Genomic DNA, 13,975 nt, shown 5'->3' on the forward strand with positions numbered 1-13,975 from the left:
GGGCCGCCGATGCTACGCCTGACCTCAGCCTCGCTGAGCACCATCCGCGTCCGGCTGATCGCCGCGCTGGCGACAGCCCTGCTGCCGGTGCTGATGCTCGGCGTGCTGCAGTCGGTCATCGGCTTCCAGCGCGAGGGCCGCGTGCTGCGCGAGAACCTCGGCTTCGCCGCCGAGCGCTCGGCGGCCACGGCCCGGGCGCGCATGGAGAGCGCCGACATCCTGCTTCAGACCCTCGCCCCCGGGGCGGTGGGCTTCCAGTGCGCCCAGCGCCTGGCCCAGGTGAAGAGCCGCATACCCGGCTACCTCAACCTGATCCGCTTCGACCGGCAGGGCCGCGTGGTCTGCGCCGCGGGCGACGTCCCGGCCGACAACGCCCGGGCCGCCCGCCCCTGGTTCCAGCGGCTGGCGTCCGGCGACAGCCTCGCCATCACCCGCGATCCGGGCTCCATCTACGCCCGCGAGCCCGCCGTGCTGACGGCGGCCCGGGCCGTCACCGCCGACGGGCGCTTCGACGGCGCCTTCGTGGCGGTCATCGCCCTCTCCAGCCTGCAGCCCGCCGTCACCGACCCGTCGCTGCCGGCCGGCGCCGAGGTCGGGCTGGTGGAGAAGACGGGCCAGTACATCAGCATGACCAGCCCCACGGCCTTCCCGCCCCTGCCCCAGGACTGGCGGGCCAAAGTGGCGGCCGAGGGCTCCCTCGTCTGGTACGGCCGCGACGCCGAGAAGCGGCGGCGGGTCTATTCCGCCGCCCCGGTGGTCGGGGAAGAGGTCTATGTGGTGCTGTCGGCCAAGTCGCCGGGCATCCTGTCCTGGGCCTGGCTCAATCCGCTCACCGGCGTCCTCTTCCCGCTTCTGACCTTCGCCCTCGCCCTGGCGGCGGTGTCGGTGGTGACCGAGCGCGTGGTGGTCCGCTGGATCGCTTACCTGCAGCGCATCGCCGCCCTCTACGCCCGGGGTCGGCTCAGCGTGCGCCCGGTCCAGGCCGAGCAGATGCCGCCCGAGATCCGCGACCTCGCCGAGACCATGGAGGACATGGCCGACGCCATCGTCGGTCGCGACGCCTCCCTGCGCGACAGCCTCGCCCAGAAGGACGCGCTCATGCGCGAAATCCATCACCGGGTGAAGAACAACCTGCAGGTCATTTCCAGCCTGCTGAACATGCAACAGCGGGCCCTGTCCGACCCAGCCGCCCGCTCGGCCATGAGCGACACCCGCCAGCGGATCACCGCCCTCGCCCTCATCTACCGCGCCCTCTACCAGGGGCCGGACCTGAAGCGGGTGGACCTGCGCCCGTTCCTTGAGGAGCTCACCGCCCAGCTGGTGGCCGGCGAGCTGATCCACGGCCCGGCGGTGCGCACCGAACTGTCGGTCGATCCCCTGGTCATCGACCCCGACCGGCTGGCCCCGCTGGCCCTGTTCGCCGTGGAGGCCATCACCAACGCCCAGAAGCACGCCTTCGCCGGCCGCGGCGGAGTGCTGACCGTGGACTTCACCGTCCGCGGCGACGAGGCCGAGCTGGCCATCTCCGACGACGGCTCGGTGGCGGACGAGGATCTCCAGGCCTCGGGCGTCGGGCGCACCCTGATGACGGCCTTCGCCCGCCAGCTGCGCGGACGGGCGGAACTTGCCCGCAACGCCCGGGGCGGGGTCACCGCTCGCCTGATCTTTCCGACCCCAGCGGCCGACGGCGCCCCCGGCGCCGATGGCGGCCATGCCCCCCACGGCCCGGGCGGCCAGGGCGCCGGGCAGACGTCAGGTCAGGGGAGCCAGGGCGGCGCTTCGGGGAACCAGGCTGCGGCGTAGCCGTTCCGGCGTCGCGAGACAAACACCCCGGGAGATCCCAATGCGTAAGGTTCTGATCCTGGCGGCCCTGGCCGCCAGCATGGCGGTCGCCGCCTGCAACACCGTCTCCGGCGCCGGCCGCGACGTCCAGGCCGCCGGCGAGGCCGTCACCCAGACCGCCGAGGACGCCAAGAACTAAGGTCGCACTCCGCGACACGATCGGAAGGCCCCGCCGTCCCCGGCGGGGCTTTTCTCATTGGAACTCTCCCAAGGCTCAGGCCGCCCGGGGCGCGGCGAAGACCCCCGCCGCAGCGGCCACAGGGTCCAGCCACGCCTCGCCCGGATCGCTGAGACCCAGCACCAGCCAGCCGCCGGGGGCGAGGACGCCGGTCAGCCCCTCCAGCACCCGCTCGCGGCCCTCGCCGGTCAGGCCGCTCAGCACGTTGCGGCACAGCACCAGCTCGAAGCGGCCCAGGGCCGAAAGGTCGTCCAGCAGGTTCACCCGCCGCCAGCGCACCATCTGGCGGATGCGCGGCGAGAGGCGGAAGGAGTCCCCCTCCCGTTCGAAGTGGGTCACCAGCTTGCGGGCGGGCAGGCCGCGCTGCACCTCGAACTGCGAATAGAGGCCGGCCTTGGCCTTCTCCAGGCTGCGTTCGGACAGGTCCGAGGCGAACAGCTCCACGCGGCCGGCCAGCGTCGGCGTCTCGGCCACGAGCATGGCCAGGGAATAGATCTCCTGCCCGGCCCCGCAGGCGGCGCTCCACACCCGCACCGGCCCCGCGGTGCGGGCGGCCAGGTCGGGCAGAACGTCCCGGGCCAGGGTCTCGAACACCTGCGGATCGCGGAAGAAGGCGGTCTCCGGCGGGGCCATGGCCTCGACCATCGCCCAGATCAGCCGCTCCTCGCCGCGCCGGCGGACGGCCTCCAGGAACGCCTCCAGCGAGTCGAAGCTCTCGCGCCGGGCCACGGGCGTAAGCCGGCTCTCGATCAGATAGGCCTTGTCCGGATCGACCCGCAGGCCCGCCCGGCTCGCGCATAGCGCCGCCACAAGTTCGCGGTCGGCCGGCCCGATCACGCCGCCAGCCTCGGGGCCAGGCCCACATAGGCAAGCTTGCCGGCCAGGATCTCGCCGTCGAAGGGCTTCATCACATATTCGTCGGCTCCGGCGTCCAGGGCCTCGCGGATGCGGGCGAGGTCGTTCTCCACCGAGCAGAACACCACCCGCGGCCGGTCGCCGCCGGGCTCGGCCCGCAGGCGGCGCACGAACTCCAGCCCGTCCATCACCGGCATCCGCCAGTCGAGCAGGATCACGTCGGGCATGGCGGCGTGGCACCAGGCCATGGCCTCGACGCCGTCCGCGGCCTCGGCGACGTCAAAGCCGAGGCCCTCCAGAATCCGGCGCGAAACCTTGCGGATCACGCGGCTGTCGTCGACCACGAGGCAGGTCTTCAAGGTTCTACGTCGCCCCCTTAGGCGGCGACTTGTCGCCCAAGAGGGTTAACGCCCCGTTGGACGCACCCCTTACGCCGGCAGGGTCGCGGCGAAGACGATCCGCTCCTCGTTGACATCGGCGAACACCCGGCCGCCGGCGTCGCCCACCAGCAGGTGGACGTAATAGGCCTGGACCCAGTGGCCGTGCAGGCCCTCCTCCAGCGCCTGGCCCTGCAGGCCGCGGAGCACCTCGGGCCGCAGCCGGGCGCGGGGGCCGATGGCGTCCACCGCCAGGGCTGCCTGGGCCCCTTCCTGCACCGCCCGCACCCGGGCCGTGCCGCCGGTGGGCAGGGCCGCCCCCGCCATCTGGGCGAGGTTCAGGATCGTGCGGGCGCACGGCTTGTTCACCGCCGGCGTCTCCACCGTCCACTCCAGCTCGGCGCGCATGTGGTTGAACACGCCCCGGGCCAGCCGCTCCAGGTCGCGGGCGTCGAAGGTTTCGGCCGAGGCCGAGGCGCCGAAGGCCACCCGGGTGAAGGCCAGGAGGTCCGACAGCTTGCGGGCCGAGGTCTGGATCAGCCCCATGGCCTCGTCCTTCATGTCCTGGGCGGACGGGTCCTCCAGGAGGTCGAGGCCCGAGACGATGGCGCTCGCCGGGCTGATGAAGTCATGGCACATCCGCGCCGCCAGATAGGCGGCGAGTTCGGCGGGGCGCACGGCCTGGCCGGTGGGCAGCTCGGGCTGATCGGTCATGGCGGCGGACCTTGGCGTGATTTGAGCCTTTGGAAAACGCCCTGGCCTCCCTATAGAGCCGCCATGGAGCGGTTCTCGGATCCCTTCCTGGAACCCGGCGTCCTCGTGCGGCACCCGACGCAGGACGATTGGGGGCTGGGCCAGGTGCAATCCGTCGCCGGTCGCATGGTCACCGTGAATTTCGAGAACGCGGGCAAGCAGACGATCGATTCCGCCGTCGTCCGGCTGGAATACGTCGGCGAGGATCCGCGAGGCAGTTGAGGACCGGCGTGAAGCTTTCCGACATCCAGGGGCTCCAGAGCCTCGACGTGGGCGAGACCCTCGCCGACATCTGCGAGGCGGCCGCCGCCCTGATCCTGCCGCTCTGGCGCTCGGGCCTGACCGTCCACGCCAAGGCCGACGAGAGCCCGGTGACCGAGGCGGACCGGCGGGGCGAGACCCTGATCCTGGAACGCCTGGCCGCCGCCTTCCCCGGCGTGCCGGTGGTCTCGGAAGAGGACTCCAGCGAGTTCGGGACGCCCGACGCCATCGGCCCGGTGTTCTTCCTCGTCGACCCCCTGGACGGCACCAAGGCCTTCGTGCGCGGGGATCCCAACTTCACCGTCAACATCGCCCTGATCGCTGACGGGCGGCCCGTGGCGGGCGCGGTCACCGCCCCGCCCACCGACGAGACCTGGTTCACCAAGGCCGGGCCTGAGGGCGTCACCGCCTGGAAGCGGGTGAACGGCGGTGCGCCCCGCCCCGTCCATGTGCGCCCCTGGGACCCGGCCACGGCCCTGGGCCTCATCAGCCACACGGCCACCGACGAGCAGGTCCAGAACCTGAAGGATCGCTACGGCTTCGTCCGCACCGAGGCGATGGACTCCTCCATCAAGCTGTGCCGGATCGCCGAGGGCGCCGCCGACATCTATCCTCGCCACGGCCCGACCATGGAGTGGGACATCGCCGCCGGCCATGCCCTGATCGCCGCGGCGGGCGGGCGGCTGGAGACGCCCGAGGGCGAGCCCTTCGTCTACGGCAAGGCGGACAAGGGCTTCCGCAACGGCTGGTTCGTCGCCCGCGGCGGCTAGGCTGCGAGGCTCAGGGCGTCAGATCCGCTTTGGGACGTTCCACTCGTCCGAGACCGGCGCCGAGACGCTCGCAGGCGCGCGCAGGCCGTCCGCCGGCGCCGCCACGGACGGGCGGCCGAGGGCCAGGTAGCTCACGAAGCCCACGAGAAAGGCGAACGCGGCCAGCCAAAGGAAGGGGCGGAACGCGGCGGCGACGTCGGTCATGGGCGGGAATCCGGCTGGGGTCTGCAGCGTAAACCCCCGTCCGACGGCATGGTTGCCCCCCAGCGACCACAGGCCGCAGCACCTTTTTGAGAATCATTCTCATTGCGCTGCGGCAGAGGCTGACTTAAGAACGCCTCGCATTTTCAAATCTCGATCCGAGGGAGAGGTCACATGTCGCGTTTGGGGGTTGTCGCGCGCAAGAAGCGGGCGCTGGCGTTCGCCGCAGGCGGGGTCGCGGGCCTGTCGATGGGCGCCGCCGCCCAGGCGGCCGATGTCGCGGCCGAGGCCGCCGACGCCTCGGCCGCGCCGACGGTGAGCGGGCTCGACGTCACCGCCGTCCGGACGCGGGAGCCGGAATCGCCCAAGTTCACCGCCCCCCTGGTGGACACCCCGCGCAGCGTCACCGTCATCCCCCGGGAGATCATCGAGCAGACGGCCGCCACCTCGCTGGCGGACATCCTGCGCACCTCGCCCGGCATCACCTTCGGCGCCGGCGAAGGCGGCCAGCCCCTGGCCGACCGGCCGTTCATCCGCGGCCAGTCCTCGGGCAACAACGTCTTCGTCGACGGCGTCCGTGACAGCGGCGGCCAGACCCGGGAGATCTTCGCCCTCGAGCAGGTCGAGGTCATCAAGGGCGCCGACAGCGCCTATTCCGGCCGCGGCTCGGGCGGCGGCAGCATCAACCTGACCTCCAAGCGGCCGCGCCTCGACAGCTTCGTCAACGGCCAGGCCCGGGTCGGGACGGCCGACTTCTACCGCGGCGCCATCGACGCCAACTATCAGCTGGGCGACACCACCGCCGTGCGCCTGAACGTCATGGGCCAGGACACCAAGGCGCCCGGCCGCGACGCCGGCGGCGGCGAGCGGTACGGCGTGCTGGCGGGCGTCGCCACGGGCATCGGGACCGAGACCCGCGCCACCCTCCTCTACTACCACCTGCGCAGCGACGAGCTGCCCGACTACGGCGTGCCGCTGTTCACCAAGACCCCGGGCCTGGCCCGCACCGACAGCGGCGTCCTGCCCGTGCCGCGCGGCAGCTACTACGGCCTGAAGGCCCGCGACTTCCAGAAGACGGAAGCCGACATCGCGACCTTCATCGCCGAACACGACGTCTCCGAGGCCTTCAAGATCCGTAACGTCTTCCGGGCCTCCAGAACCCTCAACGACTATGTGGTCACCAACCCCGGCGACGGCGGCGCGGCCCAGCTGATCGGCGGCGAGTACTGGATGAAGCGCGGCACCAAGTCGCGCTGGAACCCCACCACCACCATCGCCAACGTCACCGACGTCTACGGCAAGTTCGGCGCCGGCCTCGTCAGCCACAGCTACGACCTGGGCCTGGAGCTCTCGCGCGAGCGCAACAAGAACGCCGCCTACATGATCTACACCGCGGCGGGCTCGCCCTGCCCGGCCGGCTTCACCAACACCGTGACGGCGGCGGGCGTCGGGGACTGCACCCTGGTGTTCGCCCCCAACCCCGATGATCCCTGGACCGGCGTCATCAACCGGCCCGAGGCCTCGCGCAACCTCACCAAGACGGTGGGCGTCTACGCCTTCGACACCATCTCCATCGGCGACAAGTGGCTGCTGAACCTGGGCGTCCGCCACGACAGCTATTCCGTCGACGGGACCGACGTGGCCATCACCAGCGCCGCGGGCGTCCAGACCGGGGCCGCCTACACCGCCCGTTTGGGCGACTGGGACTTCACCAACTACCAGGCTGGCCTCGTCTACAAGCCCACGGCCGGCTCCAGCGTCTATGTCTCCTACGGGACCAGCTCGACGCCCCCGACCATCGCCGCCGGCGACCAGAACACCGGCTCGGGCGTGGGCAGCGGCAACCTCGCCAACGTCCTCCTCGATCCCGAGGACGTCACCAGCTTCGAGATCGGCGCCAAGGCGGCCCTGTTCGACGAGCGCCTCACCGTCTCGGCAGCCTATTTCGACCTGAAGCGCAAGAACGCCCAGATCCAGATCGCCGACGGCGTCTACGCCCAGGCGGGCGAGGCCCAGGTCAAGGGCGTGGAGATCGGCGTCACCGGCGCCCTCACCCCCCGCTGGCATCTGTTCGGCGGCTACACCTACCAGGACAGCGAGCTGGTCCGCGGCGCCTACAACAGCGCCAATGTGGGCGACCCGCTGGCCAACACGCCCAAGCACAGCCTCAGCCTGTTCACCACCTACCAGCTGACCGACGCCTTCAGCTTCGGCGGCGGCGCCTACCATGTCTCGAAGAGCTTCGGCGGCAACCAGGGCGGCGCCGGCGGCGGGACCAACCTCGTCTACGCCCCCGCCTACTGGCGCTTCGACGCCTTCGCCGCCTACCGGATCAACGACACGGTGGACCTGCAGCTCAACGTCCAGAACGTGGGTGACAAGGCCTACATCGCGCGGACCAACGGGGTGCATCACGCCGACTACGGCCCGGGGCGCCAGGCGATCCTCACCCTCAACGTCCGCTACTGACGGCGAACCGGGGCGACGCGGCCATGATGCTCCATATCCCCGAGGTGTTGACCAAGGCCCAGGTGGCCGAGCTGCGGGCCCTGATCGACGCCGCCCCCTGGGTGGACGGCAACGAGACCTCGGGCGCCCAGGCCGCCCTGGCCAAGCGCAACGCCCAGCTGCCCGAGGGCTCGCCCGCCGCGGTGAAGGCCGGCGAGGCCATCCTCGACGCCCTGTCGAAATGCCCCCTGTTCGTGGCCGCCGCCCTGCCGCAGATCGTCTTCCCGCCGCTGTTCAACCGCTATGCGGGCGGGGAATCCTTCGGCCTGCACGTGGACAATTCCATCCGCCAGAGCCGCGACGGGGCGGTGCGCATCCGCAGCGACCTGTCGGCCACCCTGTTCCTCACCGAGCCCGAGGCCTACGATGGCGGCGAGCTCATCGTGGAGGACACCTTCGGGACCCACGAGGTGAAGCTGCCGGCCGGGGACATGATCCTCTATCCCGCCTCCAGCCTGCATCGGGTGACGCCCGTGACCCGGGGCGCGCGGGTGTCGAGCTTCTTCTGGATTCAGAGCCTGGTGCGCGAGGACGCCCGCCGCGAGCTGCTGTTCAACATGGACGTCGCCATCCAGCAGCTGTCCGCCAGGATCGGCGCCGACGCCCCCGAGGTGATTTCCCTCACCGGCAGCTATCACAACCTGTTGCGGATGTGGGCCGAGACCTGAGCTGCGTCTCCCAGGTTGCGGGGGCGTAACACAAAGACGCCTACACGGATGACCGAAAACCCGGTATGCCGCCCCGCGCCAAGCAAGGAGATCGCCCATGGCCCTCGATAGCGCACCGCAGAAGACCTATCGCTGGGACGATCCGCTCGACCTGACCTCGCGCCTCTCGGAAGAGGAGCGGATGGTCTGGGAGGCCGCCCGCCAGTACGCCCGCGAGAAGCTGCTGCCCCGGGTGGTCTCGGCCTATGCCGAAGAGCGCTTCGACCGCGAGATCATGACCGAGATGGGCGAGCTCGGCTTCCTCGGCCCGACGCTGCCCGAGGAATATGGCTGCGCCGGGGTCAACCACGTGGCCTATGGCCTGATCGCCCGCGAGATCGAGGCCATCGATTCCGGCTACCGCTCGGCCATGAGCGTGCAGTCCTCGCTGGTCATGTACCCGATCTACGCCTTCGGCTCCGAGGAGCAGAAGCGCAAGTTCCTGCCCGGCATGGCCGCCGGCAAGATCGTCGGCTGCTTCGGCCTCACCGAGCCCGACGGCGGCTCCGACCCGGCCTCCATGCGCACCGTCGCCAGGAAGGTGGACGGCGGCTACGTCCTCAACGGCGCCAAGATGTGGATCACCAATGCGCCGATCAGCGACGTCGCCCTGGTGTGGGCCAAGCTCGACGGCAAGATCCGCGGCTTCCTGGTGGAGCGCGGCGCCGAGGGCTTCGAGACGCCCAAGATCCAGAACAAGCTCTCCCTGCGCGCCTCCATCACCGGCGAGATCGCCCTCTCGGACGTGTTCGTGCCCGAGGACATGATGCTGCCGGGCGTCGAGGGTCTGCGCGGGCCGTTCTCGTGCCTCAACAAGGCCCGCTACGGCATCGCCTGGGGCGCCATGGGCGCGGCCGAGTTCTGCTTCCACGCCAGCCGCGACTATGTGGCCAGCCGCAGCCTGTTCGGCCGCACCCTGGCCTCGCGCCAGCTGGTGCAGAAGAAGCTCGCCGACATGTCCACCGAGATCGCCCTCGGCTTCGAGGGCGCCCTGGCCCTGGGCCGGCTGATCGACGAAGGCGCCTGGGTGCCCGAGGCGATCTCGATGCTGAAGCGCAACAACTGCGGCAAGGCCCTGGAGATCGCCCGCATCGCCCGGGACATCCACGGCGGCAACGGCATCTCGGGCGAGTATCACGTGATGCGCCACGCCTCGAACCTCGAGACCGTGAACACCTACGAAGGCGCCCACGACGTCCACGCCCTGATCCTGGGCCGCGCCATCACCGGCGAAAGCGCGTTCTGACCCGGAGCCGCCCGATCCCCCGCAGGCGGGATCGGGCGGCCCTCCACAACATTGCGTTTACCCCCTGAGTGTAAGCGTGGCCCGCTTCGCTGGGGGAGACCTATGGCCCGGAAGAGCGCGACAGGCGCCGCCGAGAGGGCTGAACTGGTCACGTGGCTGTTCGAAAACAGCTGCGACCTCATGCATGTGGTCGGCCCCGACCATCGCATCCGCCTGGTGAACCCCGCCTGGCTCGACTTCACCGGCTGGACGGAGGAAGAGCTGATCGGCCGCCTGGCCCGCGACCTCTTCCATCCCGACGACCTGGCGCCCATCGCCGCCCGCCTCGCCCAGTCCAGGGTCGGCATGGTCTATGAATCCGAGGCCCGCCTGCGGCTGAAGGACGGCTCGTTCCGCTGGATGGCCGCCCGCCGCCAGATGATGGCCGACGGCGCCCACATCGTCATCATGCGCGACGCCACCGAGCAGCGCGCCCACCGCCACGAGCTCGACGACGCCCGGCGCACCCGCAAGATGCTGGGCGCCTCGGCCGGCATCGGCATCTGGAGCTACGAGCCCGCCACGGGCCGCATCTGGTGGTCGGACGAAATCCTCGAGATGACCGGCTTCGAGACGTCCGAGGTCGACACCCCCGACCGGTTCCGGACCGTGATCCATCCCCGCGACCGCCGCCGGGTCATGGACGCCCTCGCCCGGGCCGCCAGCGAAGGGACGCCGGTCCAGCTCGAGCACCGCATCTGGGCCCGGGACCACTGGATGGTGGTGCGCGCCACCGTCACCACCGAGCCCCGGCCCGGCGGCGTCCACGCCCTGAAGGGCATCTCCGAGAACATCACCGAGCTCGCCGCCGCCCGCGACGCCGCGCGCCACGGCGAGCAGCAGGCCCGCAAGGCCCGGCGCGAGGTCCAGGCCGCCGCCCGCCGCCTGGAGATGGCCCTCAAGGCTGCCCAGGCCGGGGCCTATGAGATCGACCATGTGGCCCGCACCTTCTGGGCCTCCCCCGAGTTCGAGCGCATCACCGGCCGCCGCGGCTCCAGCTACGAGGAGGCGGTCCAGCTCAGCTATCCCGGCTTCCACCCCGACGACCTGCCCCATGTGCGCGCCTCCTTCCGGGCCCTGCACCGGGGCGACAAGAAATCGGGCGAAAGCTTCGAGGCCCGCATCGTCCGTCCGGACGGCGCCGAGCGCTGGGTGCGGATGCACCACCACCTGCAGGTCGCCCGCAACGGCCGCTGGCTGAAGGCCGTGGGCCTGATCCAGGACTGCGACGAGGGCAAGCGCCAGGAGCTGGCCCTGAAGGAGGCGCAGCGCGCCGCCGAGGCCGCCGGCGAGGCCAAGGCCGCCTTCCTGGCCAACATGAGCCACGAGATCCGCACGCCCCTCAATGGCGTCATGGGCGTGCTGCACCTGCTGAAGAACGAGCAGCTTTCCGACGAGGGCCGGGCCTTGCTGGACGAGGCCCTGTCCTGCGGCCAGATGCTGGCCGAGCTGCTCAACGACGTCATCGACTTCTCGAAGATCGAGGCCGGGCGGCTGGAGCTGGCCTGCGAGCCGGTGGACGCGCCGGCCCTGGTCGAGGGCGTCGCCCGGCTCCTCAAGCCCCAGGCCGAGGCCAAGGGCCTGCAGCTCATCGTCGACACCTGCCCCGGCCTCGGCTGGGTGCGCTCCGATCCGGTCCGCCTGCGCCAGGCCCTGTTCAACCTCCTCGGCAACGCCGTGAAGTTCACCGAGCGCGGCCATGTGAAGGTCCGCTGCCGCATGGCCGACCCGGGCGTCCTGCGCTTCGAGGTGGAGGACACCGGCGTCGGCATCCCCGAGGCGGCCCAGGCCCGCCTCTTCCAGCGCTTCAACCAGGCCGACGCCTCCACCACCCGCAAGTTCGGCGGCTCGGGGCTGGGCCTGGCCATCACCAAGCGGCTCGCCGAGATGATGGACGGCCAGGTGGGGTTCACCTCCGTCGAGGGCCAGGGCTCCACCTTCTGGCTGGAGGTGGCCGCCGAGCCGGCCGAGCCCCAGGCGGCCGTGGAGGCCGGGCCGCAGGCGGTGCTGGAGGGCGTGCGGGTGCTGGTGGTGGAGGACAACGCCACCAACCGCCTCATCGCCACCAAGCTGCTGGAAAACCTCGGCGCTTCGGTGGAGACCGCGGCCGACGGCTACCTCGGCGTCGAGGCGGCGGCCCGGGGCGGCTTCGACCTGATCCTGATGGACGTGCAGATGCCGGGCATCGACGGCCTGGAGGCGGCCCGGCGCATCCGCGGCCTGGGCGGGGCGGTGGCCGCCACCCCCATCGTCGCCCTCACCGCCAACGTCCTCTCGCACCAGCGCCAGGCCTATCTCGACGCCGGCATGGACGGGGTGGTGGGCAAGCCCATATCGCCGGCCGCCCTGCTCGCCGAGATCGCCCGCCTCAGCGCGCCGGCGGAGGGCGAGCCGCAGGCCGAACCCGTGGTGGCCTGACGCCGGCGCGGCCCGGCCATCGCAGCGCGCCGCCTTTCCCCGCTTTGCAAAGCGGTGTTAGAGCAGGCGAAACACATAGGGGGAGAAGTCGGGATGGCGGAGATCACCGCTGACGGCGCCGGCGCGCCGGCGAAGGAAACCTCGCTGAAGACCGTCGTGGCGGCCTCCTCAGCCGGCACCGCCTTCGAATGGTACGACTTCTTCGTCTTCGGCAGCCTGGCCGGGGTGATCTCCAAGACCTTCTTCACCGGCCTGCCCGAGACGGCGGGCCTGGCGGCGGCCCTGGCCCTGTTCGGCGCCGGCTTCCTGTTCCGGCCCCTGGGCGCCCTGGTCTTCGGCCGCATCGGCGACCGGGCCGGCCGCAAGGGCGCCTTCCTCGCCACCGTGCTCCTCATGGGCGGGGCGACCTTCTGCATCGGCCTCCTGCCTTCCTATGAACAGGCCGGGCTGGTGGGGCCGATCCTCCTGATCCTGATGCGCATCGTCCAGGGCTTCGCCCTCGGCGGCGAATATGGCGGGGCGGCGATCTATGTGGCCGAGCACGCCCCGGCCGACCGGCGCGGCTGGGCGACCAGCTGGGTCCAGACCTCCGCCGCCCTCGGCCTCTTCGGGGCCCTGATGGTGATCCTCGCCACCCGCCTGGTGCTGGGCGAGTTCGTCGGCGCCGAGGCCTTCGACGCCTGGGGCTGGCGCATCCCGTTCCTGTTCTCCGCCGGCCTCCTGGCCATCTCGGTCTGGATGCGGCTCAAGCTCTCGGAAAGCCCCGAGTTCGCCCGGCTCAAGGCCGAGGGCCAGCAGTCCAAGGCGCCCTACAGGGAGGCCTTCGGCCAGTGGGGCAACCTCAAGCTCGTGCTCCTGGCCCTGTTCGCCATCATGTCGGCGCAGGGGGCGGTCTGGTACACGGCCTTCTTCTACGTCCAGACCTACATGGAGCGGTTCCTCAAGGCCCCGCCCGAGGCCATCACCCTGCTGATGCTGTCGGCCACGGCGGTGAGCGCCGTCGGCTACGTCTTCTTCGGCTGGCTGTCCGACCGGGTCGGCCGCAAGGCGGTGATGCTGGGCGGCATGACCCTGATGCTGGTGGCCTATTTCCCGGGCTTCCAGATGCTGACCCGGACCCTCAACCCCGCCCTCGCCGAGGCCACCGCCTCGACCCCGGTGGTGGTGATCGCCGATCCGGCCGAGTGCTCCCTGCAGTTCGACCCGGTGGGCAAGGCCCAGTTCAGCTCCTCGTGCGACATCGCCAAGGGCGTCCTGGCCAACGCCGGCGTCTCCTACCGCAACGAGGCCGGCGCCCCCGGCCAGCCGGCCATGGTCCGGGTGGGCATGGCCACCATCGTCTCGGCCAGCGCCACGGGCCTGCCGCCCGAGGCCGCCAAGGCCGTGAAGGCCAGCGTCGAAGCCCGCATCAAGCAGGGCCTGGCCCAGGCCGGCTATCCCGAAAAGGCCGATCCCGAACGCATGAACCTGTGGGGCGCCTTCGGCGTGCTGCTGGTCTTCACCGTCGCCGCCACCGCTCTCTACGGCCCCATGGCCGCGGCCCTGGTGGAGATGTTCCCCACCCGCGTGCGCTACACCGCCCTCTCGCTGCCGTACCACATCGGCACCGGCTGGGTGGGCGGCTTCGTGCCCTTCAGCGCCTTCGCCATCGTCACCGCCGTGGGCGACATCTATTCGGGCCTGTGGTTCCCGGTGGTCTTCACCGCCATCTCGGTGCTGACCTGCTTCTTCTTCATGCGCGAGACCCGGGGCCGGCCGCTCGACTTCTGACGACCGCCCAGGGCCAAGGCCCAGAACAGAGGGGCCTCCCCGCTTCGCGC

13 protein-coding genes are annotated in these 13,975 nt (G+C 71.1%); 9 read left to right on the forward strand and 4 right to left on the reverse strand.

Annotation, left to right across the window (positions count from 1 at the left end; all coding sequences use genetic code 11):
- Nucleotides 1-9 precede the first annotated feature (9 nt).
- Together phyK and BO64_RS11430 are read left to right on the forward strand one after the other, a co-directional pair.
- Entirely contained in the window at nucleotides 10-1,803 is a 1,794-nt protein-coding gene (gene phyK / locus BO64_RS11425; protein WP_496403421.1) for a sensor histidine kinase PhyK, read from the forward strand.
- A gap of 40 nt (nucleotides 1,804-1,843) precedes the next feature.
- Complete coding sequence (locus BO64_RS11430; RefSeq protein ID WP_496403422.1) at nucleotides 1,844-1,981, forward strand: entericidin A/B family lipoprotein; 138 nt, start codon at nucleotides 1,844-1,846, stop codon at nucleotides 1,979-1,981.
- Nucleotides 1,982-2,056: 75 nt separating this feature from the next.
- Here the strand turns inward: BO64_RS11430 and BO64_RS11435 are convergent, their stop codons facing one another.
- From BO64_RS11435 to chpT, 3 genes are all read right to left on the reverse strand, one after another.
- Nucleotides 2,057-2,857, reverse strand: a complete 801-nt coding sequence (locus tag BO64_RS11435; protein ID WP_496403423.1) for a CheR family methyltransferase — start codon at nucleotides 2,855-2,857, stop codon at nucleotides 2,057-2,059.
- Nucleotides 2,854-3,234, reverse strand: coding sequence for a response regulator (locus BO64_RS11440; protein WP_496403424.1), 381 nt, complete (start codon nucleotides 3,232-3,234; stop codon nucleotides 2,854-2,856). The genes BO64_RS11435 and BO64_RS11440 overlap by 4 nt, the downstream gene beginning before the upstream one ends.
- 69 nt (nucleotides 3,235-3,303) lie before the next feature.
- On the reverse strand, nucleotides 3,304-3,966 hold the full coding sequence (gene chpT, locus BO64_RS11445) for a histidine phosphotransferase ChpT (RefSeq protein ID WP_496403425.1): 663 nt from the start codon (nucleotides 3,964-3,966) through the stop codon (nucleotides 3,304-3,306).
- Between the two features lie 63 nt (nucleotides 3,967-4,029).
- On the opposite strand from chpT, the gene BO64_RS11450 reads away from it, so the two are divergent.
- Nucleotides 4,030-4,227: a DUF3553 domain-containing protein gene (locus BO64_RS11450; protein WP_496403426.1), complete on the forward strand. Its 198-nt coding sequence runs from the start codon at nucleotides 4,030-4,032 to the stop codon at nucleotides 4,225-4,227.
- Between the two features lie 8 nt (nucleotides 4,228-4,235).
- Nucleotides 4,236-5,036 carry a 3'(2'),5'-bisphosphate nucleotidase CysQ gene (gene cysQ, locus BO64_RS11455; protein ID WP_496403427.1) on the forward strand — a complete coding sequence of 267 codons (801 nt, stop codon included), beginning with the start codon at nucleotides 4,236-4,238 and terminating at the stop codon, nucleotides 5,034-5,036.
- Between the two features lie 18 nt (nucleotides 5,037-5,054).
- Here cysQ and BO64_RS11460 read toward each other — a convergent pair whose 3' ends face one another.
- Nucleotides 5,055-5,240, reverse strand: a complete 186-nt coding sequence (locus BO64_RS11460) for a hypothetical protein (protein ID WP_496403428.1) — start codon at nucleotides 5,238-5,240, stop codon at nucleotides 5,055-5,057.
- Nucleotides 5,241-5,411: 171 nt separating this feature from the next.
- Between BO64_RS11460 and BO64_RS11465 the strand changes: the two genes are divergently transcribed.
- The 5 genes from BO64_RS11465 to BO64_RS11485 all read left to right on the forward strand — a co-directional run bounded on the left by BO64_RS11465 (nucleotide 5,412) and on the right by BO64_RS11485 (nucleotide 13,925).
- Nucleotides 5,412-7,706 carry a TonB-dependent receptor gene (locus BO64_RS11465; protein ID WP_496403429.1) on the forward strand — a complete coding sequence of 765 codons (2,295 nt, stop codon included), beginning with the start codon at nucleotides 5,412-5,414 and terminating at the stop codon, nucleotides 7,704-7,706.
- Nucleotides 7,707-7,729: 23 nt separating this feature from the next.
- Nucleotides 7,730-8,413: a Fe2+-dependent dioxygenase gene (locus BO64_RS11470; protein ID WP_496403430.1), complete on the forward strand. Its 684-nt coding sequence runs from the start codon at nucleotides 7,730-7,732 to the stop codon at nucleotides 8,411-8,413.
- Nucleotides 8,414-8,510: 97 nt separating this feature from the next.
- Nucleotides 8,511-9,698: an acyl-CoA dehydrogenase gene (locus tag BO64_RS11475; protein ID WP_496403431.1), complete on the forward strand. Its 1,188-nt coding sequence runs from the start codon at nucleotides 8,511-8,513 to the stop codon at nucleotides 9,696-9,698.
- 102 nt (nucleotides 9,699-9,800) lie between these two features.
- Nucleotides 9,801-12,155, forward strand: a complete 2,355-nt coding sequence (locus BO64_RS11480) for a PAS domain-containing protein (protein WP_496403432.1) — start codon at nucleotides 9,801-9,803, stop codon at nucleotides 12,153-12,155.
- 93 nt (nucleotides 12,156-12,248) lie between these two features.
- Nucleotides 12,249-13,925: an MFS transporter gene (locus BO64_RS11485; protein WP_496403433.1), complete on the forward strand. Its 1,677-nt coding sequence runs from the start codon at nucleotides 12,249-12,251 to the stop codon at nucleotides 13,923-13,925.
- Nucleotides 13,926-13,975 lie beyond the last annotated feature (50 nt).

The sequence above is a fragment of the Phenylobacterium composti DSM 19425 genome (genome assembly GCF_059568645.1).